Raw genomic sequence first — 22,711 nt, 5'->3', positions numbered from 1 at the left:
GGCTCACGGGGCCACCCCGATCACCGGGAGGCCGGTGTCCTCCGGCAGGCCGAGGGCGAGGTTCATCGACTGCACCGCAGCCCCGGCGGTCCCCTTCGTGAGGTTGTCGACGGCGGCGACGGCGACGACCCGACCCGCATGCGCGTCGAGGGTGACCTGGACGTGCACCTGGTTGCTCCCGAGCACGTCGCCGGTGCGCGGCCAGCGCCCCTCGGGCAGGAGGTGGACGAAGGGCTCGTCGTCGTAGGCGCGGGACCACGCGTCGCGCACCGCGCGCTCGTCGCAGCCCTCGGCCACCCGGGCGGTCGCGGTCGCGAGGATGCCCCGCGGCATCGGGGCGAGGGTGGGGGTGAAGGACACCCGGGCGGCTCGCCCGGCGGCGAGCGCGAGGTTCTGCTCGATCTCCGGGGTGTGCCGGTGCGCCCCGCCGACGCCGTAGGGCGACATCGCCCCCATCACCTCGGCGCCGATCAGGTGTGCCTTGGCGGCGCGTCCGGCGCCAGAGGTCCCCGAGGCAGCGACGACGACGACGTCCTCGGGCTCGCAGACGCCCGCGGCAAGGCCGGGCGCGAGGGCGAGGCTGACCGCGGTCGGGTAGCAGCCCGGCACCGCCACCCGCCGGGCCCCGCGCAGGCTCTCCCTCCCCTTCGTCCCGTCGCCGGTGACGAGCTCGGGCAGGCCGTAGGGCCAGGTCCCGGCGAAGGGGGTGTCGTAGAAGCGGGTCCAGGCGCTCTCGTCGCGCAGCCGGTAGTCGGCGCCGCAGTCGATCACCACGGTGTCCTCACCGAGCTCGGCGGCGATCCGCGCCGAATGGCCGTGCGGCAGGGCGAGGAAGACGATGTCATGGCCGGCGAGGACCTCGGGGGTGGTCTCGTCGAGCACGCGGTCGGCGAAGGGGGTGAGCTGGGGCGCGATGTCGCCCACCGTGGATCCGGCGTTGCCGGAGGCCGTGAGGGCCCCGACCTCGATGTCCGGGTGACCCGCGAGCAGGCGGATCAGCTCCGCCCCCGCGTATCCGCTCGCGCCTGCGACCGCCGCCGTCTTCATCTGCATGATCTTACATGACCATGAGTGAGTATCCACACGCGCCCCCTGGCGCGGCGTTGCCCGGCCCTACCGCTGCACCGCCCCCGTCGCCGTCGCCGCCGCGGCGACGGCGGCATCCCGTGCGGCGCTCACCTCGTCGGTCGTCAGCGTGCGCTCGCCGGAGCGGAAGGAGAGCCGGTAGGCCAGCGACTTGCGTCCCTCCCCCAGCTGGTCGCCGCGGTAGACGTCGAAGAGCGCGAGCGCCTCGAGATCGGCGCCGGCCCCGGAGCGCAGGGCGCCCTCCACCGCGGCGGCCGGGACGGAGTCGTCGACGACGAGCGCCACGTCGGTGTGCGCCACCGGGAAGGTCGAGAGGGTGCGGGCGCGGACCGGCACCCCGGAGGCCGCGACGAGGGCGTCGAGGTCCAGCTCGGCGGCCACCGGCCGGCCGGGCAGCCCCGTCGCAGCGGCCACCGCGGGCGCGAGCTCCCCGACGTGCCCCACGGCGAGCTCCTCGCCGTCGACCACGACAACGACCCGGGCGCACCGGCCCGGGTGGAACGGCTCGACGCTGTCGGCGCACAGCTGGACCTCCAGCGCGAGCGCCTCACCGATGGCGCGGACGATCTCGACCGCATCGGTGGTCTCGGCGGCTCGGCCGCTGCCCCACCATCCGGCCCGATCCCGCTCGCCGACGAGGACGAAGGCGAGGTGGCGCGGCTGGTCCGGGACCCCGGCGTGGATCGCGGCGAGGGTCGCCGCGTCGGGGTGGGCTCCGACGTCGAGGGTCGGTGCGGCGGCACGCTCCCCGCGCTGGTCGAGCACCAGCCCGATCTCGAAGAGGGCGACGTCCTTGGCCCCGCGGGAGACGTTGCGGCGGGCGGAGTCGATGAGCGTGGTGAGCAGGCGGGTGCGCAGCAGCGGCTGCTCGTCGGAGAGCGGGTTGAGCACCGCCACCGTGCGCTCTCGCTCGGCGCCTGCGTCCAGGCCGAGCGCCTCGTGCTGGGCGTCCCCGACGAAGGGGGCGCTCCACACCTCGCTCAGACCCTGGTCTGCGAGGAGGTCGGCCAGCCGGCGCCGGACCCGCTGGGCGTGGGTCAGCCCCGACCCACCTGGCGGGGTCGGCAGCACCGACGGGATGCGGTCGTAACCGCCGAGCCGGGCGATCTCCTCGACAAGATCCTCTCCGGTGCGCAGATCGGGTCGCCAGCTCGGCGGGGTGACCTCGATCGGGTCCTCGCCGGTCACGGCGGCGCCGATCTCGGTGAGCGAGCGGCGCACCTCCTCGGCGGGGTAGTCGACGCCGACGATCCGGCTCGGCATCGAGACGGGCAGGGTGATCGGGGTCGGGAGCGGGGGCTCGCCGACGTCGGTGACGCCGGGGTCGGCCACCCCGCCGCCGTGCTCGACGAGCAGCTCGACGGCGCGCTGCGCCGCGGCGGGCGCGAGCAGCGGGTCGACGCCACGCTCGAAGCGGCGCGAGGCCTCTGAGGGCAGCTTGTGCCGGCGAGCGGTGCGGGCCACGGTGACCGGGTCGAAGTGGGCCGCCTCGATGAGGATGTCGGTCGTGCTCTCGCCGACCTCGCTGTCCTGCCCGCCCATGACGCCGGCCAGGGCGAGGACCCGCTCGCCCCCGTCGGTGATGAGCAGGTCCTCGGCGTCGAGGGTCCGCTCAGTCCCGTCGAGGGTGCGCAGGCGCTCCCCGGCTCGCGCCCGACGCACGAGGACCGGACCCTCCAGCGTCGCCAGGTCGAAGGTGTGCAACGGCTGACCGAGGTCGAGCATGACGTAGTTGGCGATGTCGACCGGTAGGGAGATCGGCCGCATGCCAGCCTCGGTGAGCCGGGTCGCCATCCACGGCGGGGTGGGCGCGGACACGTCGACCCCCCGCACGACGCGGGCCACGTAGCGGCCGCAGCCGGCCTGGCCGCGGATCGGGCGGTCGTCGCGCAGCTCGACCGGGTAGCCGTCGGCCGTGGGCGCCGGCGCCCGCTCGGTGAGGGCGGGGACGGGGTCGACGAAGGGGGCACCCGTGGCGTGCCCGTACTCCCGGGCCACTCCCCGGATCGAGAAGCAGTACCCCCGGTCCGGGGTGACGTTGATCTCGACGGTCTCGCGGTCCAGGCCGAGCAGCGCGATCGCGTCCTGGCCCGGGGTGAGCTCCGCGGCGTCCGGGCGGTCGGTGAGGACGAGGATGCCGTCGTGGTCCTGACCGATCCCGAGCTCGAGGGTCGAGCAGATCATCCCCGCCGAGACGTGGCCGTAGGTCTTGCGAGCGGAGATCTCGAAGCCGCCGGGCAGCACCCCGCCGGGCAGGATGACGACGACGAGGTCGCCGACGCCGAAGTTGTGCGCACCGCAGACGATGCCCTGCGGCTCACCGGTCCCGTTGGAGTCACCGACATCGACGGTGCACCAGTTGATGACCTTGCCGTTCTTCTGCTCCTCGGGCTGGCAGCTGAGCACCCGGCCGACGACGAGCGGGCCGGTGATGTCGCCGGAGTGCAACCCCTCCTCCTCCAGGCCCACCCGCACGAGTGCGGCGGCCACCCCTTCGCCGGTGACGTCCGGCGCCAGGGTGACGTGCTCGCCGAGCCAGTCCACGGGTACCCGCATCAGATCTCCATCCCGAACTGGGCGTCGAAGCGGACGTCGCCCTCGATCATGTCGCGCATGTCCGACACCCCGGTGCGGAACATCAGCGCCCGGTCGATGCCCATCCCGAAGGCGAAGCCGGTGTAGCGGTCCGGGTCCACGCCGACCGCGGTGAGCACGTTGCGGTTGACCATCCCGCAGCCGCCCCACTCGATCCAGCCCGTGCCGCCGCAGGTACGGCAGGCGGCGTCCTCGCCACGGCAGACGAAGCACCGCAGGTCCATCTCGGCGCTCGGCTCGGTGAAGGGGAAGAAGGACGGGCGCAGCCGGGTGGTGATGCCCTCGCCGAAGAGCTCGGTGGCCAGCCGGTCCAGGGTGCCCTTGAGGTGCGCCATCGTGATGCCCTCGTCGACGGCGAGCCCCTCGACCTGGTGGAAGGCCGGCATGTGCGTCGCGTCGAGCTCGTCGGTGCGGAAGACCCGCCCGATCGCCGCCACGTAGAGCGGGACGCCCCGCTCGAGCATCGCGCGGGCCTGCACCGGAGAGGTGTGCGTGCGCAGGATCAGCCCGCGCTCGCGCGGGTCGACGTAGAAGGTGTCCTGCATCTGGCGCGCCGGGTGGTCGGCGTCGAAGTTCAGCGCGTCGAAGTTGAACCACTCGGCCTCCACCTCGGGGCCCTCGGCGATCTCCCAGCCCATCCCGACGAAGAGGTCGGCGATGCGCTGGCTCATGAGCTCGATCGGGTGCCGCCGTCCGAGCGGGCGCCGCCCGGAGGTCTGGGTGAGGTCGAGGGTCTCCTCCCGGAGCACCCGCTCGTCGCGCTCGGCTTCGAGCTCGGCCTGGCGTGCGGCGAAGGCCTGGCCCACCCGGCCGCGGGCCTGACCGACCCGCTTGCCGGCGTCGGCCTTCGCGCTCGGCGGGAGCGCACCGATCTCGCGGTTGGCCAGGGCCAGGGGGCTCTTGTCCCCCTGGTGGGCCGGGCGGATCGCCTTGAGGTCCTCGAGCGAGTCGGCCTGGGCGATCGCGGACAGGGCCGCGTCGACGGCCGACTCGACCGCCTCCGGGGCGAGCGCGGCCACCTCGACGGGGTCGTAGCTGGTGTTGGGTCCGGACACGGGTGGAGAGTCTACGGGCGCCCGCTCGCCGACCGGATCGGGGTTTTGGTCGTCGGGATCGCTCGCGGGGGTGCGCGCGCTGCCCGACCCGGCGAGGATGAGCGGGTCAGCCACGTCGGACGAAGGAGTCTCACGATGACCACGCCGAGCCATGCCACCGGCCGCACCGACATCCCCGTGCCGACCGTGACGATCGGTGACCGGTTCGACGAGACCGCGCAGCGATGGAGCGAGCGAGAGGCGCTAGTGGAGTGCCAGAGCGGGCGGAGGTGGACCTACGGCGAGCTGCGCGACGACGTCGACCGGCTCGCCCGGGGCCTGCTCGCCGTGGGTGTGGCGGCCGGGGACCGCGTCGGCATCTGGGCGCCGAACTGCGCCGAGTGGGTGCACGTGCAGCTCGCGACGGCGAAGATCGGCGCGATCCTCGTCACCGTCAACCCGGCCTACCGCACCCACGAGGTGCAGTACGTCATCGACCAGGCCGGCATCTCGGTGATGGTGGTCGCCGAGCGGTTCAGGACGAGCGACTACCCGGCGATGCTCGAGGAGATCGCCAGCGAGGTCCCGTCGCTTGCCCGCACCGTGGTCATCGGCTCGTCGGGCTGGGAGCAGCTGCTGGAGCGCGGTGACGAGGTCGACGCCGGCGAGCTGCGGGAGCGCCAGGGGAGCCTGGACCCGGGCGAGGCGATCAACATCCAGTACACCTCGGGCACGACCGGCTTCCCGAAGGGGGCGACCCTGAGCCACCGCAACATCCTCGGCAACGGCTTCTTCGTCGGGGAGTACTGCGGCTACACCGAGGAGGACCGGATCTGCATCCCGGTGCCCTTCTACCACTGCTTCGGCATGGTCATGGGCAACCTCGCGGCGATCACGCACGGGTCGTGCATGGTCATCCCGGCCGCCGGCTTCGACCCCGCCGCCTCCCTCGACGCGGTCGAGGCGGAGCGGTGCACGAGCCTGTACGGGGTCCCGACGATGTTCATCGCGGAGTGGGCGCTGCCGGACTTCGCCGAGCGCGACGTCTCGAGTGTCCGGACGGGGATCATGGCCGGGTCCCCCTGCCCCGCCGAGATGATGCGCAAGGTCATCGATGCCGGCATCACCGACATGACGATCTGCTACGGGATGACCGAGACCTCCCCGGTCTCGACCCAGACCACGGCCGACGACCCCTTCGAGGCGAAGGTGGGGACGGTCGGCCGGGTAGGGCCGCACCTCGAGGTCGCGGTGGTAGACCCGGTGACCGGCGAGACCGTGCCCCGGGGCGAGCCCGGCGAGCTGTGCACGAAGGGGTACTCGGTGATGCTCGGGTACTGGGACGAGCCGGAGAAGACCGCGGAGGTGCTGCGCGACGGCTGGATGCACACCGGTGACCTCGCGGTCATGGACGAGCAGGGCTACCTGCGGATCACCGGCCGGATCAAGGACCTGGTGATCCGTGGCGGAGAGAACATCTACCCGCGCGAGATCGAGGAGTTCCTCTACACCCACCCCGACGTGCTCGACGCCCAGGTCATCGGGGTGCCGGACGAGAAGTACGGCGAGGAGCTCATGGCCTGGGTGCAGCTGCGCGATGGCGCCGAGCCGATGACGGCGCAGTCGTTGCGGGAGTTCGCCAGCGGCTCGCTGGCCCACTACAAGATCCCGCGGTACGTGCACGTCGTCGACGAGTTCCCCATGACGGTCACCGGGAAGGTGCGCAAGGTCGAGATGCGGGCGGCGGCCGAGGAGATCCTGAGCCATCAGTCTTGATCCGTTCCAAGATTGGTGAGATTCTAGGCGGATCATGTCTTCCCCCCTGGCGACTCCCCTGGCGAGCGACGACGCGGCTGAGCTGCTGCGACGGCACTCCCTGCGCGTCACCGCCCCACGCCTGGCCGTCATGCGCGAGCTCGCCGACCACCCGCACGCCGACGTCGACACCCTCACCCAGGGCGCGCGGGCGAGCCTTGGGTCGGTGAGCACCCAGGCCGTGTACGACGTGCTGCGCGCGCTGGCCCGGGTCGGGCTGGTCCGCCGCTTCGAGCCCGCCGGTCACCCGGCGCGGTTCGAGCTCGAGCTGGGGGACAACCATCACCACCTCGTGTGCCGTTCGTGCGGCACGATGAGTGATGTCGAGTGCGCCCCCGGCGCGGCGCCGTGCCTGACCGCCGCGGACGACAAGGGCTACTCGATCGACGAGGCGGAGGTCATCTACTGGGGCTACTGCCCCGACTGCTCCGCTCCGTAGGACCAGGCGCCGCGCCACGACCGGAGCCCCTGACCACGCACCGCAGCATCCACGACACGCCCACCGGGCACGGGTCGGCCCCAACGCCGAGCAGCTCCCGGTGAACCGGCCGGCGGTGGAGCGCACCAACACCTACGCCTTCGACGGGGCGATGACCTACGAGCACTCGGGGTCCGCGCCGACCTACCTGCCCAACAGCTTCGGCCGCCCGCACGCCGACGAGGAGGGCCCTGTCCCCACCGGCTGGGAGGCCGACGGCGAGATGGTGCGCTCGGTCTACGAGCTGCACCCCGAGGACGACGACTTCTCCCAGCCCGGCGCCCTGGTGCGCGAGGTCTTCGACGACGCCGCGCGCGAGAGGCTCGTCGCCACGGTCGCCGGCACGCTGGACGATGTCGTCGAGCCGGTGCTCTCCAACGTCTTTACGTACTGGAGCAACATCGACGAGCAGATCGGCCAGCGGATCAAGGCCGCCTACGACGAGGCGAAGGGCGCGAGCAACCCTGGCGGGGAGCCCGAGGACGCCAAGGACGAGCAGGACGTGATCAAGGAGTAGGTCTGGGGCGATGCGGGTGCTCAACCCCGCGTGGAGGCGTACAGGCACAATGTCGCCGCCATCGCGAGGTTGAGCGACTCGGCGTGGCCGTAGATCGGGACCCTGACCGTCTCGTCGCAGCGCCGGCGACGTTCCGTCGGCAGGCCCCAAGCCTCGTTGCCCATGATCCAGGCATGCGGGGAGCGGCGGTCGACCTCGTCGACGGTCCGCTCCCCCGTGCCGTCGGCGGCGTAGGTCCTCACCCCGGCCGCCCGGAGCCGGTCCAGCGTGTCCTCGACGTCGAGGCCGGTGACCACGGGCAGGTGGAAGAGCGAGCCGGCGGTCGAGCGGACCACCTTCGGGCTGGTCACGTCGACCGAGTCCGACGAGACGAGCACGGCGTCGGCGCCGGCGGCGTCGGCTCCCCGGATCACGGTCCCGAGGTTGCCCGGGTCGCGCACGTTGGTGAGGAAGATCAGCGTGCCCGGGGAGGCGTCGAGGACGTCGTCGATCGCGGCGGGGCGCCAGGAGACGACCGCGGCCATCCCCTGCGGGTGCTCCGCGTCGCACATCGCGCGGAGCACCTCGTCGGTAACCTCGTGGACGAAGCGGCCGGCGGAGCGGGCGCCGTCGACGATGTCCCGGTGGCGCTCGGTGGCCGCCTCGGTGACGTACAGGTCGACCAGGTCCTGGGGCGCGTGCCGGACGACCTCACGGACCCCCTGAGGACCCTCCACGAGGATCGCGCCGCTCTTGCGTCGCGCGCCACGACGCGAGAGCCCCCGCACCGACCGGACCCGATCCGAGGTCGGGTTGGTCAGCACGGGGGCTGATCGCGCGGTGCGCTCCGGCTCAGTCCCGGGCGGCACCGGTGGAGGCGCCGGTCTCGGGGACATTGGCCTTGGCGATCTCGACCAGCGCGGCGAAGGCCGCCTCGTCGTTGACCGCGAGCTCGGCGAGCATGCGGCGGTCGACCTCGATCTCGGCGGCGCGCAGGCCCTGGATGAACCGGTTGTAGGTCATGCCGTTGGCCCGGGCCCCGGCGTTGATCCGCTGGATCCAGAGGCGGCGGAAGTCGCCCTTCTTCTGCCGGCGGTCGCGGTAGCTGTAGCCGAGGCTGTGGATGACCTGCTCGTTGGCCTTGCGGTAGAGCCGCGAGCGCTGGCCGCGGTAGCCGCTGGCGCGCTCCAGGACGACCCGGCGCTTCTTGTGGGCGTTGACCGCCCGCTTCACGCGTGCCACGTGATTACTCCTTCGATGTCGGGGGCGTCCGGTCGCTCAGCGACCGAGCAGCTTCTTGATCTTCTTCTCGTCGGCCTTGGAGACGACGACGTCGCTTGCCAGACGCCGAGCGTGCTGCGGGCTCTTCTCGTGGAACTTGTGGACGTGGTTCGCGCGCTGGCGCATGACCTTGCCCGAGCCGGTGACCCGGAAGCGCTTCTTGGCGCCGCTGTGCGTCTTGTTCTTCGGCATGACGCCGATCTCCTTCTCGCTTGGTTGCGGTGGTGAGTCTGTGCGGTGAGTCGTGCTGGCCGACCGAGCTCCAGGTCAGCCCTGGGCCGGAGCGCCGTTCTCGGCGGGCTGCCCGTCCGTGGCCTCCGCGACGTCCGCGGCGTCCTCGTCGGACGCGCCGGCCTCGTCGGGCGCGCCGGCCTTGGTGTTCTTGGCGGCCTTGGCCTCGTCCTGGCGGCGTCGCTGCTCGGCCTTGGCCTCGGACTTCTTGCGGGTCGGTGCCAGCACCATCACCATGTTGCGACCGTCCTGCTTCGGCTGGGACTCGACGGTCCCGAGCTCGACGACGTCCTCGGCGAGGCGCTGCAGCAGCCGGAAGCCCAGCTCGGGCCGGGACTGCTCACGGCCGCGGAACATGATCGTCACCTTGACCTTGTCCCCGCCGGAGAGGAAGCGCTCGACGTGGCCCTTCTTGGTGCCGTAGTCGTGCGAGTCGATCTTCGGGCGGAGCTTGATCTCCTTGATGACGGTGTTGACCTGGTTCTTGCGCGCTTCACGCGCCTTCATGGCGGCTTCGTACTTGTACTTGCCGAAGTCCATGAGCTTGGCGACGGGAGGCTTGGCCATCGGGGCCACCTCGACGAGGTCGAGGTCTGCCTCGGCCGCCAGCCGGAGCGCGTCCTCGACCCGGACGATCCCGACCTGCTCCCCGTTGGGGCCGACCAGCCGCACCTCGGGAACACGGATGCGGTCGTTGATGCGAGGCTCGCTGATGTGATGCTCCTTCTGCTGTTCGGATCACGGACCGAGGAGACGACGAAGGGCTCCCCGTCACCTGCCCGAGAAGCCCACCGATCCGAACGCAGACACCCCCGCGGTCCGGCCGGACTGGCCGGGCGACGAGGACGTCGCGACCTGAAGACCCGGACGAGCGATACCTGATCGTGCTCGACTTGGGTGGAAGCGGTGAGGCCTCTCTTGCGCCGCGCACGAACGTACGCGACCGGTCGATCGCCAAGGATAGCGCGCGTGGCCCTCGCATCACCAATCGAGGGGGCGCTCGGCCCGCTTCGCGCGCCGAGAGAGCCTCAGCGCACCCGGAAGGACATCTCGTCGACCCGGGCGCGCAGCTCGCCGTCGCTCGCGAGCCGCTCACCGACATCGGTCACCAGCGACTCCAGCCGCTCCCTGGACAGGCCGGGCACGAGGACGAGCTCGACGACCAGGAGACCGGGGGCGTCCCCGGGCTCGAGCGAGTGCTCGATGACCTCGTCGTGGGTCGAGAGCGCGCCGTGCACTGCCGTACGCACGAAGGGGTCCTCGTGAGCTGGGGTCCAGGGCTGGCGCTGGGCCAGCGCCCACATCATGCTGGGCCGGATCTCGACGGCGTGGTCGCTCGCGCAGTCGAGCACCATGAGGTGAGCACGCTCGGTCACCGCCGCCTCTGCCGCGCGCTCGCTCGTCACCGGCACCGGCCGGAGCGAGGGGTCGAAGGCGGCGAGGTCACCCAGTGAGCTGAAGACCGGCAGCGCGGTCCGGCCGTCGGGGTGGTCGAGGAGCACCACGGCCATGTCGGTCTCGGCCTCGCCAGGTACCGCGGTCACCGGCACGAGCAGCCGGACGCCCCGAAGTCCCTCGACGAGCACGGCGTCGCCCTGACCCAGGGCAGCATCGAGCGAGGGTGGGCGCGTGCCGTCGTCCCCCTCGAACCCCGTGCTCGGCAGGGTGCGTCCTCCCCAGGGCACCCCGGCGGAGTCTGCGGAGCCGGCGTGGTCGTCGCCTCGGCCCGGGGTCACTGCGGCCCCGCTGCGGCGATGGCATCGGCCAGCGTGAGCGTGCCCCGGTACAGCGCGGACCCGATGATCGCCCCCTCGACCCCGTCCGGGACGAGGGTGCGCAGCGCGGCGACGTCATCTCGTGTCGTCACCCCGCCGGAGGCCACGACCGGCGCCTCGGTGCGTGAGCACACCGAGCGCAGGAGCTCGAGGTTGGGCCCGGCGAGCATCCCGTCCTTGGCCACGTCGGTGACGACGTAGCGGGCGCAGCCCTCGCGGTCGAGGCGCTCGAGGGTCTCCCAGAGGTCTCCCCCTTCGCTGGTCCATCCGCGTGCGGCCAGGGTCGTCCCTCGCACGTCGAGACCGACCGCGACCCGGTCGCCGTGCTCGGCGACCGCCCGGGCGGTCCACGCGGGGTCCTCCAGTGCGGCCGTGCCGAGATTGACCCGGCGGCAGCCGGTGGCAAGGGCGCGCTCCAGCGAGGCCTGGTCCCGGATCCCGCCGCTCATCTCGACGGCGATGTCGAGCCGTCCGACGATCTGCGCGAGCAGATCGGCGTTGCTGCCCTTGCCGAAGGCGGCGTCGAGGTCGACCAGGTGCAGCCAGGTCGCACCTTCACGCTGCCACTGCAGCGCCGCCTCGACCGGGTCGCCGAACTGGCCCCCGCTGCCGGCGACCCCTTGGACGAGCTGGACGGCGCGCCCCTCGGAGACGTCGACGGCCGGCAGCAGCTCGAGAGCTCGGTCATTCACAGTGATCTCACCCAGTTCTTCAGTAGGCGCAGCCCGGCATCCCCGGACTTCTCCGGGTGGAACTGCGTCGCGGACAGCGGGCCGTCCTCGACGGCGGCGACGAAACGGTGCCCGTGCTCGGCCGTGGAGACGACGCGGCTGGCCCGTTCGCCGTCGTCGGGGACGGCATAGGAGTGGACGAAGTAGAAGCGCTCGTCGGCGAGCCCCTCGAACAGGGCCGACCCAGGCCCCGGTCGCACCGGGCTCCACCCCATGTGCGGAACGACGTCGGCCGGTAGGCGCTCGACCCGCCCGCGCCAGATCCCCATCCCGGGCTCGGCGGCGGCGGAGTGCTCGGTCGAGCCGTCGTAAAGGACCTGGAGGCCGACGCAGATGCCCAGCACCGGGGCGTCGCGGGCCACGCGGGCGCGCACGAGCTCCTCACCCCGGGCCGCTCTCAGGCCGGCGATGCAGGCATGGAAGTTGCCGACCCCTGGGACGAGCAGCCCGTCGGCCCCGGCGGCGCGGGCCGGGTCGGCGGTGAGCTCGACGCTGGCGCCGACATGCTCGAGGGCCCGGACGACGGAGCGGACGTTGCCGCTGCCGTAGTCGAGGACGACGACGGAGGCGGTCATGGGCGGACATCCTTCAGGGCGCTGGCGAAGGCGGCGACGGAGCGCTCGTGGGGTTCGACGAGCGGGCCCGCGACGTCGCCACTGACGATGATGTCGCCCCCGGGCAGACCGAGGGAGCCGAGCACGTCGGCGAGCCACTCGTGGGCGGTCTGGCCCCGCCGGCGCAGCAGGGTGGCCAGCTCACCCTCGGAGCGCCGACCCCCGGAGAGGGGCGCGAGGTCGCCCGGACGAAGGGGGGCCAGCCCGGGGGTGCGTACCACCGGGCCGAGGCGTGGCCGGACGGCCCACCGGGCCAGGGTGCGGAATCCGGGGCGTTGGGTGGTGAGCACGGCGGTGTCGCCGGTGACGGCGGCCCCGATCGACGGCCCCAGACGGTGCGTGGCGCGCGAGAGCAGCACGCTCACCGCGTCGTCGTACGGGGGTGGCGCAGAGGCTGCGCCGGGATGCGGCACGACGACGGCCCACCGGCCCGCGGCGGCGACGTGGCAGGGCACGACCCCTTGGCGCACCCACGACGCGGCCGCGGGAGCGGAGGCCTGCAGCAGGACGACCGCGGTCATCGTCGGCGCGGTCCCACGATCAGAGCGAGCCCTTCGCGCTCGGGATGCCCTCGACGCGCGGGTCCCGGGCCACGGCGGCGCGCAGCGCCCTCGCGACGGCCTTGAACTGGGCCTCGACGACGTGGTGCGGGTCGCGGCCGGAGAGCACCCGCACGTGCAGGGCGATCCCCGCGTGGTGGGCCAGCGACTCGAAGACGTGCCGGGTGAGCGAGCCGATGAAGTTGCCTCCGATGACGACGTGCTCCTGGCCCGCCGGCTCGCCGGTGTGGACGACGTACGGGCGTCCCGCGACGTCGACCACCGCGTGGACGAGGGCCTCGTCCAGGGGCACCGTCGCGTCGCCGAACCGGGAGATCCCCGACTTGTCGCCGAGCGCCTCGCGCAGGGCGTCCCCGAGCACGATGGCTACGTCCTCGACGGTGTGGTGCGCGTCGACGTCGACGTCGCCGCTCGCGCGGACGTCGAGGTCGATCAGGGCGTGCTTGGCCAGGGAGGCGAGCATGTGGTCGTAGAAGCGCACCCCGGTCTGGACCGAGCTGCGCCCGGTGCCGTCGAGGTCGAGGGTCAGCTCCACCGAGCTCTCCGAGGTGGAGCGGGTGATGGTCGCGGTGCGGTGCTCGCTCATGAGGTGCCTCCGTGGTGCCGGTGGGCTGCGGGTCGATCGGCGGGGCGCTGGGCATGGTCGAGGTGCTCCGGCACGAGGTCGCCCATCGCCTCGAGGAAGCGGCTGGTCTCCTCCGGGGTCCCGGCGGTGACCCGCAGGTGCCCGGGGATCCCGATGTCGCGCACGAGCACCCCGGCGGCCAGGAGAGCCTCCCACGTCTCCGCCGCGTCGGCGAGCCCGCCGAAGAGGACGAAGTTCGCATCGCTCGGCACGGGCCGCAGGCCCATCGCGGCCAGCTCCTCGACGAGGCGGTCACGCTCGGCCTTGATCGCGTCGACGGTCGCGAGCAGCGCGGGCGCGTGGCGCAGGGCGACCTCGGCCACCGCCTGGGTGGGCGTGGAGAGGTGGTACGGCAGGCGCACCAGCCGGAGCGCGTCGACGAGGTCGGGGTGGGCGGCGAGATAGCCGAGCCGGGCACCGGCCAGGGTGAAGGCCTTGCTCATGGTCCGGGTCACGACGAGGCGGTGGTGGTCGCCGAGCAGCTCCAGCGCCGAACGGGTCCCGGGCCGGGCGAACTCGGCATAGGCCTCGTCGACGACGACGATCGCGCGCGGCGCCGCGGCAAGCACGGTCTCGATCGCGGCGAAGGGCAGCGCGGTGCCGGTCGGGTTGTTCGGCGAGCAGAGCAGGACGAGGTCCGGGTCGCAGGCACGCACCTGCTCGGCGGCGGAGTCGACGTCGAGGTCGAAGCTCTCGGCGTGACGCTGGCCGTCGACCCAGCGGGTGCCGAGGGTCTCGGCGATGATCGGGTGCATCGAGTAGGCGGGCGTGAACCCGATGGCGGTCCGCCCTGGGCCCCCGAACGCCTGGACGAGGTGCTGGAGCACCTCGTTGCTGCCGTTCCCGGCCCACAGCTGTGCCGGCGAGAGGCGGACGCCGGACTGCATCGCGAGGTAGTCGGCGAGTGCGGCGCGGAGGCTGGAGAACTCCCGGTCGGGGTAGCGGTTCAGCCCCTCGAGGTCGGTCCGGAGCCGGTCCAGGGCGTCGGCGATCACCTCGCCCGGCACCGGGTAGCTGCTCTCGTTGGTGTTCAGCTGCACGGCGACGTCGAGCTGGGGAGCGCCATAGGCGGTGCGTCCGCGCAGGTCGGGGCGCAGCGCGGCCTCGACCTCCGGTATCCGACTCATCGCGGCGCGCCCTGCGGGTCGGTGCGCGCGGTGACGGCCTCGCCGTGGGCGGGCAGGTCCTCTGCCTCGGCGAGCGTCACGACGTGCGGGGCGACCTCGGCGAGGGCGGCCTCGTCGTACCGGATGACGTGGATCCCTCGCAGGAAGGACTGCACCGACAGCCCGCTGCTGTGGCAGGCGCAGCCGCCGGTAGGCAGCACGTGGTTGCTGCCCGCCGCGTAGTCCCCCAGCGACACCGGGCTGTACGGGCCGACGAAGACCGCTCCGGCGTTGCGCACCCGCGCCGCGACCGTGTCGGCGTCTGCGGTGATGACCTCGAGGTGCTCCGCGGCGTAGGCGTCGACCACGGCGAGGCCGGCGTCGAGGTCGTCGACGAGGACGGTGCCCGACTGCTTGCCGGTCAGGGCCGTGCGCACCCGCTCGCGGTGCTTCGTGGCGTCCGCCCGGCGGGCCACCGCCGCGTCGACCGCGTCGGCCAGCTCCGGGCTGTCGGTCACGAGGACCGAGGCGGCGAGCGGGTCGTGCTCGGCCTGGCTCACGAGGTCGGCGGCGACGTGGTCGGGGTCGGCGGTGGCGTCGGCGAGCACCGCGATCTCGGTCGGCCCGGCCTCGGAGTCGATGCCGATGAGGCCCTTGAGCATCCGCTTGGCCGCGGCGACGTAGACGTTGCCCGGACCGGTCACCAGGCTGACCGGCTCGCACCGGGGGTGCGCTCCCCCCTCTGTCGGTGCGGTGGTGTCCGTGAAGCCGTGGGCGAAGGCCGCGATCGCCTGCGCCCCGCCCATGGCGTAGACCTCGTCGACCCCGAGCAGCGCGCAGGCGGCAAGGATCGTGGGGTGCGGGTAGCCCGTCAGCGCGTCGGGGTTGTCGCGCTGGGGCGGGCTGGCGACGGCGAGGGAGCCGACCCCGGCGATCTGGGCGGGCACGACGTTCATCACGACCGACGAGGGGTAGACGGCCAGCCCGCCCGGGACGTAGAGGCCCACCCGCTCGACCGAGACCCAGCGCTCGGTCACGGTGCCTCCGGGAGCCACCTGGGTCGTCGTGTCGGTACGGACCTGGTCGGCGTGCACGGCCCGGGCGCGCTCGATCGAGACCTCGAGGGCGCGGCGGACGTCGGGGTCGAGCATCTCCAGCGCGGCGGTGAGGACGTCGGCGGGCACCCGGAGCCGCTCCGGTCGCACCCCGTCGAACCGCTCGGCGCAGTCCAGCAGGGCCGCCGCCCCGCGGTCCTGCACGTCGGCGACGATGGGAGCCACGGCGCCCAGCGCCGCCTCGACGTCGTACTCGGCGCGCGGCAGCGCCGCGCGCAGCTCGGCCACCGACAAGGCGGTGCCACGCAGATCGGTCGTCGAGAGCATGGCGACCATCCTAGGTTCGCCGCGCGGTCCCCCTTCGCCCCGTCTCATCGGCCCACCGGCCAAGGCGAAGGGGTGAGCTCAGCTCTCCCCGTAGAAGACTCGGTCCACGACCGCCCGGGCGTGCCGGGTCGCGCGACGGTAGGAGTCGGCCAGGGTCGACCCGGACTGCGGGGGCAGGCCGACGATGCGGGCCACCCCGTCGGACTCGCGGGCGTTGGACGGGACCGAGTCCACGGGTCGGCCGCGCGCGAGCATCCCGGCGTTGCGCAGCCGGGAGGCGAGCGACCAGGCCCGGCGCAGCACGGCCGCGTCCTCGGTGCTCACCAGATCGGCCTCCTCGGCGGCGGCGAGCGCGCGCAGCGTGCGGGTCGTGCGCAGACCCGGCACCGAGTGGGCGTGCTGCATCTGCAGCAGCTGGACGGTCCACTCGACGTCGGAGAGCCCGCCGTAGCCGAGCTTGAAGTGGGCGCGCCGGTCGGCGCCCCGCGGCAGGCGCTCGCCCTCCATCCGGGCCTTGAGCCGGCGCACCTGACGCATGGCGTCGACGGAGAGGCCGCCCTCGGGCCAGCGCAGGGGGTCGATCAGCGCGGTGAAGCGCTCGCCGAGGTCGGCGTCACCGGCGACCGGCGCCGCCCGCAGCAGCGCCTGGGCCTCCCATGGCTCGGACCAGCGCTCGTAGTACGCGCGGTAGGAGGCCAGGCTGCGGATGATCGGCCCGGACCGGCCCTCCGGGCGCAGGTCGGCGTCGAGCCCGAGCGGGGGGTCCGACCCGGGGGTCCCGAGCGCCTTCTGCAACCGCCGGACGACCTCCAGCGCGCCCTCCTGCGCCTCCTGGTCACCGACCCCGTCGTGCGGGTCGTGGACGAAGAGGACGTCGGCGTCGCTGCTGTACCCGGACTCGGCGCCACCGAGCCGGCCCATCCCCACGACGAGTAGGTCGGTCCCGAGCTCGCGGCCGAGGGAGCCCTCGACGTCGGCGACGACGACCTCGAGCGCGGCGTCGATCGTGGCGCTCGTGAGATCGGTCAGGGCGACGCCGACCTCGTCGAGGCTGATCTGCTCGGTGAGGTCGGCCACCGCGATCCGGAAGTACTCCGCGCGCCGGATCGAGCGGATCGAGCCGATCGCCGCCTCGAGGTCGTCCTTGCGGCCGGCGGCAGCCCGCATCCGGCCGAGGACGTCCTGACGCGAGCGCGGCTCGAGCCCGGTGCTCTCGCCGAGCATCTGCACCGCCTCGGGGCTGGCGAGGAGCAGGTCGGCGGCGAAGCGGCTCGCGCCGAGGACGGTCGCGAGGGTGTGCGCCGCCTCCCCTTCGTCGCGCAGCAGGCGCAGGTACCAGTGCGTCGTCCCGAGCGACTCGCTGACCTTGCGGAAGGCGAGCAGGCCCGCGTCCGGGTCGGCCTCGTCGGCGAACCAGCCGAGCATCACCGGAAGCAGCTGCTTCTGGATGGAGGCGGTCCGGCTCACCCCGTCGGTCAGGGCCTGGAGGTGGCGCAGCGCCCCGTCGGGGTCGCGGTACCCGAGCGCGAGGAGGCGGTCCTTGGCCGCCTCGGGCGAGAGACGGACCTCGTCGGTCGAGAGCTTGGCCACCGCGGAGAGGAGCGGGCGGTAGAAGAGGCGCTCGTGCAGCCGCCGCACCTCGACCGACTGCTCCTTGCGAAGGGAGGTCACCGAGTCGGCGGGATCGGCGAAGATCTTCATCGCCCGGCCGAGGACGCGCAGCTCGGCTTCCGCGGTCGGCATGAGGTGGGTGCGGCGCAACCGCCGCAGCTGGATGCGATGCTCCAGGGCGCGCAGCACCCGGTAGGCGTGGTCGAGGGTGGCGGCGTCCTCCCGGCCGATGTAGCCGCCGCGGGCGAGGGCGTCGAGGGCGACGAGCGTGGTCCCCGAGCGCACTGACGGGTCGGCCCGGCCGTGGACCAGCTGGAGCAGCTGGACGCTGAACTCCACGTCACGCAGCCCGCCGGGGCCGAGCTTGATCTGGCGGGCGGCCTCGCCGGAGGGGATGTGGTCCTCGACCCGGCGCCGCATCGCCTGGACGTCGTCGACGAAGTCCTCTCGTGAGGAGGCCTCCCAGACGAAGGGGCGGATCGCCTCGAGGTAGGCCTGGCCGAGGTCGGCGTCGCCAGCGACGGGGCGCGCCTTGAGCAGGGCCTGGAACTCCCAGGTCTTGGCCCACCGCTCGTAGTACGTCTTGTGGCTGGCGACGGTGCGCACGAGCGGGCCCTGCTTGCCCTCGGGCCGCAGCGCCGCGTCGACCGGCCACAGCGAGCCGTGGCTCGTCGACGCCGAGCAGACCGCCATCATCCGCGTCGCGATCCGGGTAGCGGCGGCCAGCGCCTCGTCCTCGTCGCACCCGTCGCGGGCTTCGGCGACGAAGATCACGTCGACGTCGGAGAGGTAGTTCAGCTCGCGGCCGCCGCTCTTGCCCATGCCGATCACCGCGAGGCGGCAGCGGTGCGCGTCCTCGGGCGCCTCGCGGGAGGCGATGTCGACCGCGGCCTCGAGCGCGGCCCCGGCGAGGTCGGCGAGCGCGCTCGCCGTGCTCGGCAGGTGCTCGGCAGGGTCGGGTGCGCTGACGTCGCGGGCGGTGATGCCACAGAGCTGACGTCGGTACTCCACCCGCAGGGCGTCCTGGGGGTCGAGCCCGTCCGGCTCGCGGACCGCGGCGAGCATCGCCTCGACCCGTTCCTGCGGCGCGAGCTCCTCGGCGGCGGCGACGTCGCGCCAGTGCTCCGGGTGGGCGACGAGGTGGTCGGTGAGCGCCGAGGACGCCCCGAGCACCCCGAGCACCCGGTCCCGCGCAGCGGGGTCGGTGCGCAGGGCCTCGACGAGGCCGGTGGCGCTCTCCCCCTTCGCGACCTCGAGCAGGCGGACCAGGCCGAGCAGGGCGGCGTCGGGGTCCGCGGTCGTCGCGAGCGCGTCGAGCACCTCGCCGCGCAGCCCGGTCAGCGGGTCCAGCGCCGGGTCCTCGATGAGCTGGTGCCCGCGCCGGGTGTCGAGGATCCCGTGCCGGGAGAGGTCGGCCGAGGGGGTGCGGCCACCGGTGTCGTCAGGCATGGGCTACAACCGCGGCAGCAGGTGCTCGAGCTCGAAGGGGGTGACCTGGTTGCGGTAGTCGTGCCACTCCTGCTGCTTGTTGCGCAGGACGAAGTCGAAGACGTGCTCGCCAAGGGTCTCGGCGGCGAGCTCGCTGGACTCCATCGCCTCGATCGCCTCCGACAGCGACGCGGGGAGCGGCTTGATGCCCATCGCGCGCCGCTCGCGATCGGTGAGCTGCCAGACGTCGTCCTCGGTCTCGGCGGGCAGGTCGTAGCCCTCCTCGATGCCCTTCAGCCCCGCGGCGAGCATCACCGAGAAGGCGAGGTAGGGGTTGCAGGCGGCGTCGACGGTGCGCACCTCGACCCGGCTGCTCTGCGCCTTGTGCGGCTTGTACATCGGGACCCGAACCATCGCGGAGCGGTTGTTGTGCCCCCAGGTGAGGTGCGCCGGCGCCTCTCCCCCGCCCCAGAGCCGCTTGTAGCTGTTGACCCACTGGTTGGTGATGAGGGTGAACTCGCGGCCGTGGTGCAGCAGGCCGGCGATGAACTGGCGACCGGTCTTGCTCAGCGAGTAGGGCGCCCCCGGCTCGAAGAAGGCGTTGGAGTCGCCCTCGAAGAGTGACATGTGGGTGTGCATGCCCGATCCCGGGTGGTCGGCGAAGACCTTGGGCATGAAGGTCGCGTAGATGCCTTGCTCGAGCGCTACCTCCTTGATCACGGTGCGGAAGGTCATGATGTTGTCCGCGGTGGACAGGGCATCGGCGTAGCGCAGGTCGATCTCGTTCTGCCCCGGCGCGCCCTCGTGGTGGCTGAACTCGACGGAGATCCCGACCTGCTCGAGCATCGTGATCGCGGCCCGGCGGAAGTCGTGGGCGGTGCCCTTGGGCACGTGGTCGAAGTAGCCGCCCTGGTCGACCGGGACCGGCGCGGCATCGGGGGTGCCCTGCTTGAGCAGGAAGAACTCGATCTCGGGGTGGGTGTAGAAGGAGAAGCCCATGTCGGCGGCCCGGGAGAGGGTGCGCCGCAGCACGTAGCGTGCGTCGGCCAGGGCCGGGCTGCCGTCCGGGAGGGTGATGTCGCAGAACATCCGGGCGGTGCCCGGCTTCTCGCCACGCCAGGGCAGCACCTGGAAGGTCGAGGGGTCCGGCTTGGCCAGCATGTCCGCCTCGTAGACGCGGGTGAACCCCTCGATCGCGCTGCCGTCGAAGCCGATCCCCTCGGCGAAGGCCCCCTCGAGCTCCGCGGGCGCGATCGCGACCGACTTCAGTGTGCCGAGGACGTCGGTGAACCACAGCCGCACGAAGCGGATGTCACGCTCCTCGATGGTGCGAAGGACGAACTCCTGCTGGCGATCCATGACCCCATCCTGCCGTACCCGACGAACGGACCCCGGGGCGGCGCGGTGCGTCGCCCCGGGGTCCGTTCGAGTGGTGTGTCCGCCGTGCTCTAGGAGCGCTTGCGCACCTTGAGCACCATGTTGTCCCCGTACTCGGCGATCACCTTGATCTGGGTGCCGGTCCCCGCGACCTTGGTCGAGCCCAGCGGGTTGTCGGCGGTCCAGTACCGGTTCGGGTCGAGGTCGTCGAAGGTCCGCTCGGGGCGCTGCGAACGCACCCGCTCGGCCATGCCGTTGCGATGGAAGGTCACCTTGTCGGTGCGCTGCCGGCCGAAGGTCGCGTCGAAGGGCTGCCGCCGGTTGCCGAGCTTGACCCCGTCACGGAAGGTGATCGGGTCGGGCCGGGCGTCCACCGGGAGCACCTGGCCGTGACCGGGGTGCTGGGAGGTGTTGTTGTCCGAGTACTCGTTGTCGATGTACCAGACGAGCAGACCGTCCTGGTAGGGGAAGCGCTCCACCCAGTTCGGCTTGGTGCTGGCCCACCCGAAGTTGTATGGCCCGGTCTTCAGGTAGGCGTCGTACCCGGAGTACACCCGGTTCTCCGCGAGGTAGTAGTGCGAGACGGTCTCGGTGGTCGAGCCACCCATCCGGGTGAAGCCGTCAGCGCTCCAGCCGTTGTCCCCGGACTCCACGTCGTCGTCGAGGCGGACCTGACCGTCGGCGGTGATCCGCACGTCGTCGATGAAGGCACCCTTGAGGTGCACCCCGCCGTCGGTCTGGTAACGGAACCTGACCTCGATCTCCTGTCCGGCGAGGGCCGACAGGTCGAAGGTGTACTCGGTCCAGCTCATGTCGCCGCCGTCGATGGTGGGCCCGACCTGCTGCCAGGTCGCTCCCCCCTTCGGCCGGGCCTCCGCGACGAGGAAGTCGTAGCCCTCCTCGATATCGTGAGCGATCCACGCCGACATCGACGCCGACGTGACTCCGGAGAGGTCGACGCTGCGGGTGAGGGTGTTGTTCAGGTCGTCTGCGGACCCGCTCCACCACTCGGAGGAGCCCGAGTGCGGGGTGTTGTAGTCGGTGGTGATCTTCTTGTCCGGCAGGGTCACCGCGACCGCCTGCGGCAGATCCGGGTCGTCCCGGTCCGCCGGGCCGACCGGCACGGTCTGCGCGCGCTTGCCGGCCTCGACGGTCTGCACGTCGGACCAGCCCAGCTGGAGCTTCTCCCAGGCGCCCATGTAGCCGGGGCTCGAGCCGATGTCCACGGTGCCGTCGTTCAGCCAGCTACCGCCGGACATCAGCGTCCAGAAGCCGGTGCCGTTGTCACCGCCGGCAGTGTCGTACAGGTCGGGAAGGCCGAGGTCGTGGCCGAACTCGTGGGCGAAGACGCCCAGACCACCGTTCTCCGGCTCGGTGGTGTAGTCACCGATCCAGATGCCCGAGTCACCGAGCGGCACTCCTCCGAGGAGGTTGCCCTGAGGCCCGGAGCGGCCGATGCCGTTGGAGAAGGCGTACCACCGGTGCGACCAGATGGCGTCCTCACCCTGCGCTCCGCCGCCGGCCTCCTCGCCCTCGCCGGCGTGGATTGCCTGGAAGTGGTCGATGTAGCCGTCCGGCTCGTTGAAGTCTCCGTCGGCGTCGTGGTCGTAACGGTCCCAGACGTCGAACTGCGCGAGGTACTGCTTGATCTCGCGCTTGGTCTTGCCCTGGGCACGCTGGTCCTCGTACCAGGCGGTGGCGGTGTCCTTGATGTAGTTCCAGTAGCCCTCGGCCTCGGAGGTACCGTCGCCGGAGACCGGGTTGTGACCGTAGCGGGCCTCGTTGTAGGGCACGGTCACCCAGTTGCTCACGTCGCCCTGGAGGAGGAAACGGCCGTTGCTCTGCTTCTGGTAGAAGTGCCGCATCGACTCCTTGCGCTTGTGGAACATCAGCTGCCGGTAGTGCTTGCGGTTGAAGTTCTTCTTCCAGATGGTCGAGTTGTCGTCCGTGGCGTTGCCGTCCCAGATCCGGTCGGGCTTCTCGATCTCGTTGTGCACCGGGCCCGGCTCGCCCCCCTGGGGCTGCTTGGTCTGGTCGCCGAAGTCGGTGAGGATCGTGAAGAGGTTGGCCGTCCGGTCGACGTCGTACTCGACGTAGCGAGACGGCTTCTGAGCGGCGCGAGCCCGCGCGTTCTTCGGCGGCGCAGCACCCTCGACCTCGATCACCTCCTTGCCGGCCCGAGTGGTCACCTTCGCCTCGCCTCGGACGAGCTGGTCGACGGCGGCCTCACGGAGCCGGCGGCGTTCTTCCTCGAGCGGGTGGGGCTTGTCATCGGTCTGTGCAGGCTGGGCGGAGTCCTGATCCGCCGGGGGCGCGGCGGTTGGGGCCGCGGAGGAGGAGGACATCGGGACCATCGCGAGGATGAGCGCAGAGGAAGCGATGCCGGCCAGAGCCGTGGTGTGGCGTCTACTCACAGGGTGACTTCTTCCGTTCCGGACCGCGGGCTCCGTCGCCGCGCGGCTGTGGCTGCACTCAACCAACTGATT

Annotated in this window: 20 protein-coding genes and 1 pseudogene; 4 read left to right on the top strand and 17 right to left on the bottom strand. The window is 72.3% G+C overall.

Annotated features, from left to right (window positions below; translation table 11 throughout):
* Nucleotides 1-3: 3 nt before the first annotated feature.
* The 3 genes from argC to pheS all read right to left on the bottom strand — a co-directional run bounded on the left by argC (nt 4) and on the right by pheS (nt 4,736).
* Nucleotides 4-1,047: an N-acetyl-gamma-glutamyl-phosphate reductase gene (argC, locus tag FB557_RS10200; RefSeq protein ID WP_144857496.1), complete on the bottom strand. Its 1,044-nt coding sequence runs from the start codon at nt 1,045-1,047 to the stop codon at nt 4-6.
* A gap of 66 nt (nt 1,048-1,113) precedes the next feature.
* Nucleotides 1,114-3,642, bottom strand: coding sequence for a phenylalanine--tRNA ligase subunit beta (gene pheT, locus FB557_RS10195; protein WP_144857495.1), 2,529 nt, complete (start codon nt 3,640-3,642; stop codon nt 1,114-1,116).
* Nucleotides 3,642-4,736, bottom strand: a complete 1,095-nt coding sequence (gene pheS / locus FB557_RS10190; RefSeq protein WP_144857494.1) for a phenylalanine--tRNA ligase subunit alpha — start codon at nt 4,734-4,736, stop codon at nt 3,642-3,644. Before pheS ends, pheT begins: the two co-directional genes overlap by 1 nt.
* A gap of 135 nt (nt 4,737-4,871) precedes the next feature.
* Between pheS and FB557_RS10185 the strand changes: the two genes are divergently transcribed.
* The 4 genes and pseudogenes from FB557_RS10185 to FB557_RS14725 all read left to right on the top strand — a co-directional run bounded on the left by FB557_RS10185 (nt 4,872) and on the right by FB557_RS14725 (nt 7,525).
* Entirely contained in the window at nt 4,872-6,491 is a 1,620-nt protein-coding gene (locus FB557_RS10185) for an AMP-binding protein (RefSeq protein ID WP_144857493.1), read from the top strand.
* A gap of 34 nt (nt 6,492-6,525) precedes the next feature.
* Complete coding sequence (locus tag FB557_RS10180; protein ID WP_144857492.1) at nt 6,526-6,969, top strand: Fur family transcriptional regulator; 444 nt, start codon at nt 6,526-6,528, stop codon at nt 6,967-6,969.
* A gap of 67 nt (nt 6,970-7,036) precedes the next feature.
* Nucleotides 7,037-7,162, top strand: a pseudogene (locus tag FB557_RS14730) (catalase); the annotation flags it as partial.
* Between the two features lie 69 nt (nt 7,163-7,231).
* Nucleotides 7,232-7,525 (top strand): catalase-related domain-containing protein, encoded by a 294-nt coding sequence (locus tag FB557_RS14725; RefSeq protein ID WP_281290059.1) that lies wholly within the window; start codon nt 7,232-7,234, stop codon nt 7,523-7,525.
* A gap of 20 nt (nt 7,526-7,545) precedes the next feature.
* Here the strand turns inward: FB557_RS14725 and FB557_RS10170 are convergent, their stop codons facing one another.
* The 14 genes from FB557_RS10170 to FB557_RS10105 form a co-directional block, all read right to left on the bottom strand.
* Nucleotides 7,546-8,328 carry a TrmH family RNA methyltransferase gene (locus FB557_RS10170; RefSeq protein WP_246074686.1) on the bottom strand — a complete coding sequence of 261 codons (783 nt, stop codon included), beginning with the start codon at nt 8,326-8,328 and terminating at the stop codon, nt 7,546-7,548.
* A gap of 28 nt (nt 8,329-8,356) precedes the next feature.
* Complete coding sequence (rplT, locus tag FB557_RS10165; RefSeq protein ID WP_144857489.1) at nt 8,357-8,746, bottom strand: 50S ribosomal protein L20; 390 nt, start codon at nt 8,744-8,746, stop codon at nt 8,357-8,359.
* Between the two features lie 36 nt (nt 8,747-8,782).
* Entirely contained in the window at nt 8,783-8,977 is a 195-nt protein-coding gene (gene rpmI, locus FB557_RS10160) for a 50S ribosomal protein L35 (RefSeq protein ID WP_144857488.1), read from the bottom strand.
* Nucleotides 8,978-9,052: 75 nt separating this feature from the next.
* Nucleotides 9,053-9,688 (bottom strand): translation initiation factor IF-3, encoded by a 636-nt coding sequence (gene infC / locus FB557_RS10155; protein WP_246074684.1) that lies wholly within the window; start codon nt 9,686-9,688, stop codon nt 9,053-9,055.
* A gap of 356 nt (nt 9,689-10,044) precedes the next feature.
* Nucleotides 10,045-10,752 (bottom strand): SseB family protein, encoded by a 708-nt coding sequence (locus FB557_RS10150; RefSeq protein WP_144857486.1) that lies wholly within the window; start codon nt 10,750-10,752, stop codon nt 10,045-10,047.
* The gene (gene priA, locus FB557_RS10145; RefSeq protein ID WP_144857485.1) at nt 10,749-11,483 is read right to left on the bottom strand and encodes a bifunctional 1-(5-phosphoribosyl)-5-((5-phosphoribosylamino)methylideneamino)imidazole-4-carboxamide isomerase/phosphoribosylanthranilate isomerase PriA; all 735 of its coding nucleotides are present in this window, start codon (nt 11,481-11,483) and stop codon (nt 10,749-10,751) included. Before priA ends, FB557_RS10150 begins: the two co-directional genes overlap by 4 nt.
* A complete protein-coding gene (hisH, locus tag FB557_RS10140) occupies nt 11,480-12,097 on the bottom strand; it encodes an imidazole glycerol phosphate synthase subunit HisH (RefSeq protein ID WP_144857484.1) in 618 nt (205 codons plus the stop codon). Before hisH ends, priA begins: the two co-directional genes overlap by 4 nt.
* Nucleotides 12,094-12,657: a hypothetical protein gene (locus tag FB557_RS10135; RefSeq protein ID WP_144857483.1), complete on the bottom strand. Its 564-nt coding sequence runs from the start codon at nt 12,655-12,657 to the stop codon at nt 12,094-12,096. The genes hisH and FB557_RS10135 overlap by 4 nt, the downstream gene beginning before the upstream one ends.
* A 19-nt stretch (nt 12,658-12,676) precedes the next feature.
* Entirely contained in the window at nt 12,677-13,282 is a 606-nt protein-coding gene (gene hisB / locus FB557_RS10130) for an imidazoleglycerol-phosphate dehydratase HisB (RefSeq protein WP_144857482.1), read from the bottom strand.
* Nucleotides 13,279-14,448 carry a histidinol-phosphate transaminase gene (locus FB557_RS10125; protein WP_144857481.1) on the bottom strand — a complete coding sequence of 390 codons (1,170 nt, stop codon included), beginning with the start codon at nt 14,446-14,448 and terminating at the stop codon, nt 13,279-13,281. The genes hisB and FB557_RS10125 overlap by 4 nt, the downstream gene beginning before the upstream one ends.
* A complete protein-coding gene (gene hisD / locus FB557_RS10120; RefSeq protein WP_144857480.1) occupies nt 14,445-15,809 on the bottom strand; it encodes a histidinol dehydrogenase in 1,365 nt (454 codons plus the stop codon). Before hisD ends, FB557_RS10125 begins: the two co-directional genes overlap by 4 nt.
* Before the next feature lie 78 nt (nt 15,810-15,887).
* The gene (locus tag FB557_RS10115) at nt 15,888-18,869 is read right to left on the bottom strand and encodes a bifunctional [glutamine synthetase] adenylyltransferase/[glutamine synthetase]-adenylyl-L-tyrosine phosphorylase (protein WP_144857479.1); all 2,982 of its coding nucleotides are present in this window, start codon (nt 18,867-18,869) and stop codon (nt 15,888-15,890) included.
* Nucleotides 18,870-18,872: 3 nt separating this feature from the next.
* Entirely contained in the window at nt 18,873-20,207 is a 1,335-nt protein-coding gene (locus FB557_RS10110) for a glutamine synthetase family protein (RefSeq protein WP_144857478.1), read from the bottom strand.
* Nucleotides 20,208-20,296: 89 nt separating this feature from the next.
* Nucleotides 20,297-22,639, bottom strand: a complete 2,343-nt coding sequence (locus FB557_RS10105; RefSeq protein ID WP_246074682.1) for an immune inhibitor A domain-containing protein — start codon at nt 22,637-22,639, stop codon at nt 20,297-20,299.
* Between the last annotated feature and the right edge of the window lie 72 nt (nt 22,640-22,711).

This window comes from Marihabitans asiaticum (genome assembly GCF_007828725.1).
Lineage (GTDB): Bacteria > Actinomycetota > Actinomycetes > Actinomycetales > Dermatophilaceae > Marihabitans > Marihabitans asiaticum.
The sequence above is the reverse complement of the archived record's forward strand: the minus strand, read 5'-3'. Positions and strand labels throughout refer to the sequence as shown.

Excerpts from the sequence above, each read along its gene's own strand:
- argC (WP_144857496.1), bottom strand. The coding sequence starts at position 1,047 with ATGAAGACGGCGGCGGTCGCAGGCGCGAGCGGATACGCGGGGGCGGAG.
- pheT (WP_144857495.1), bottom strand. The coding sequence starts at position 3,642 with ATGCGGGTACCCGTGGACTGGCTCGGCGAGCACGTCACCCTGGCGCCG.
- FB557_RS10185 (WP_144857493.1), top strand. The coding sequence starts at position 4,872 with ATGACCACGCCGAGCCATGCCACCGGCCGCACCGACATCCCCGTGCCG.
- FB557_RS10180 (WP_144857492.1), top strand. The coding sequence starts at position 6,526 with ATGTCTTCCCCCCTGGCGACTCCCCTGGCGAGCGACGACGCGGCTGAG.
- FB557_RS14725 (WP_281290059.1), top strand. The coding sequence starts at position 7,232 with ATGGTGCGCTCGGTCTACGAGCTGCACCCCGAGGACGACGACTTCTCC.
- rpmI (WP_144857488.1), bottom strand. The coding sequence starts at position 8,977 with ATGCCGAAGAACAAGACGCACAGCGGCGCCAAGAAGCGCTTCCGGGTC.
- hisH (WP_144857484.1), bottom strand. The coding sequence starts at position 12,097 with ATGACCGCCTCCGTCGTCGTCCTCGACTACGGCAGCGGCAACGTCCGC.
- FB557_RS10135 (WP_144857483.1), bottom strand. The coding sequence starts at position 12,657 with ATGACCGCGGTCGTCCTGCTGCAGGCCTCCGCTCCCGCGGCCGCGTCG.
- hisB (WP_144857482.1), bottom strand. The coding sequence starts at position 13,282 with ATGAGCGAGCACCGCACCGCGACCATCACCCGCTCCACCTCGGAGAGC.
- FB557_RS10125 (WP_144857481.1), bottom strand. The coding sequence starts at position 14,448 with ATGAGTCGGATACCGGAGGTCGAGGCCGCGCTGCGCCCCGACCTGCGC.
- hisD (WP_144857480.1), bottom strand. The coding sequence starts at position 15,809 with ATGCTCTCGACGACCGATCTGCGTGGCACCGCCTTGTCGGTGGCCGAG.
- FB557_RS10115 (WP_144857479.1), bottom strand. The coding sequence starts at position 18,869 with ATGCCTGACGACACCGGTGGCCGCACCCCCTCGGCCGACCTCTCCCGG.
- FB557_RS10110 (WP_144857478.1), bottom strand. The coding sequence starts at position 20,207 with ATGGATCGCCAGCAGGAGTTCGTCCTTCGCACCATCGAGGAGCGTGAC.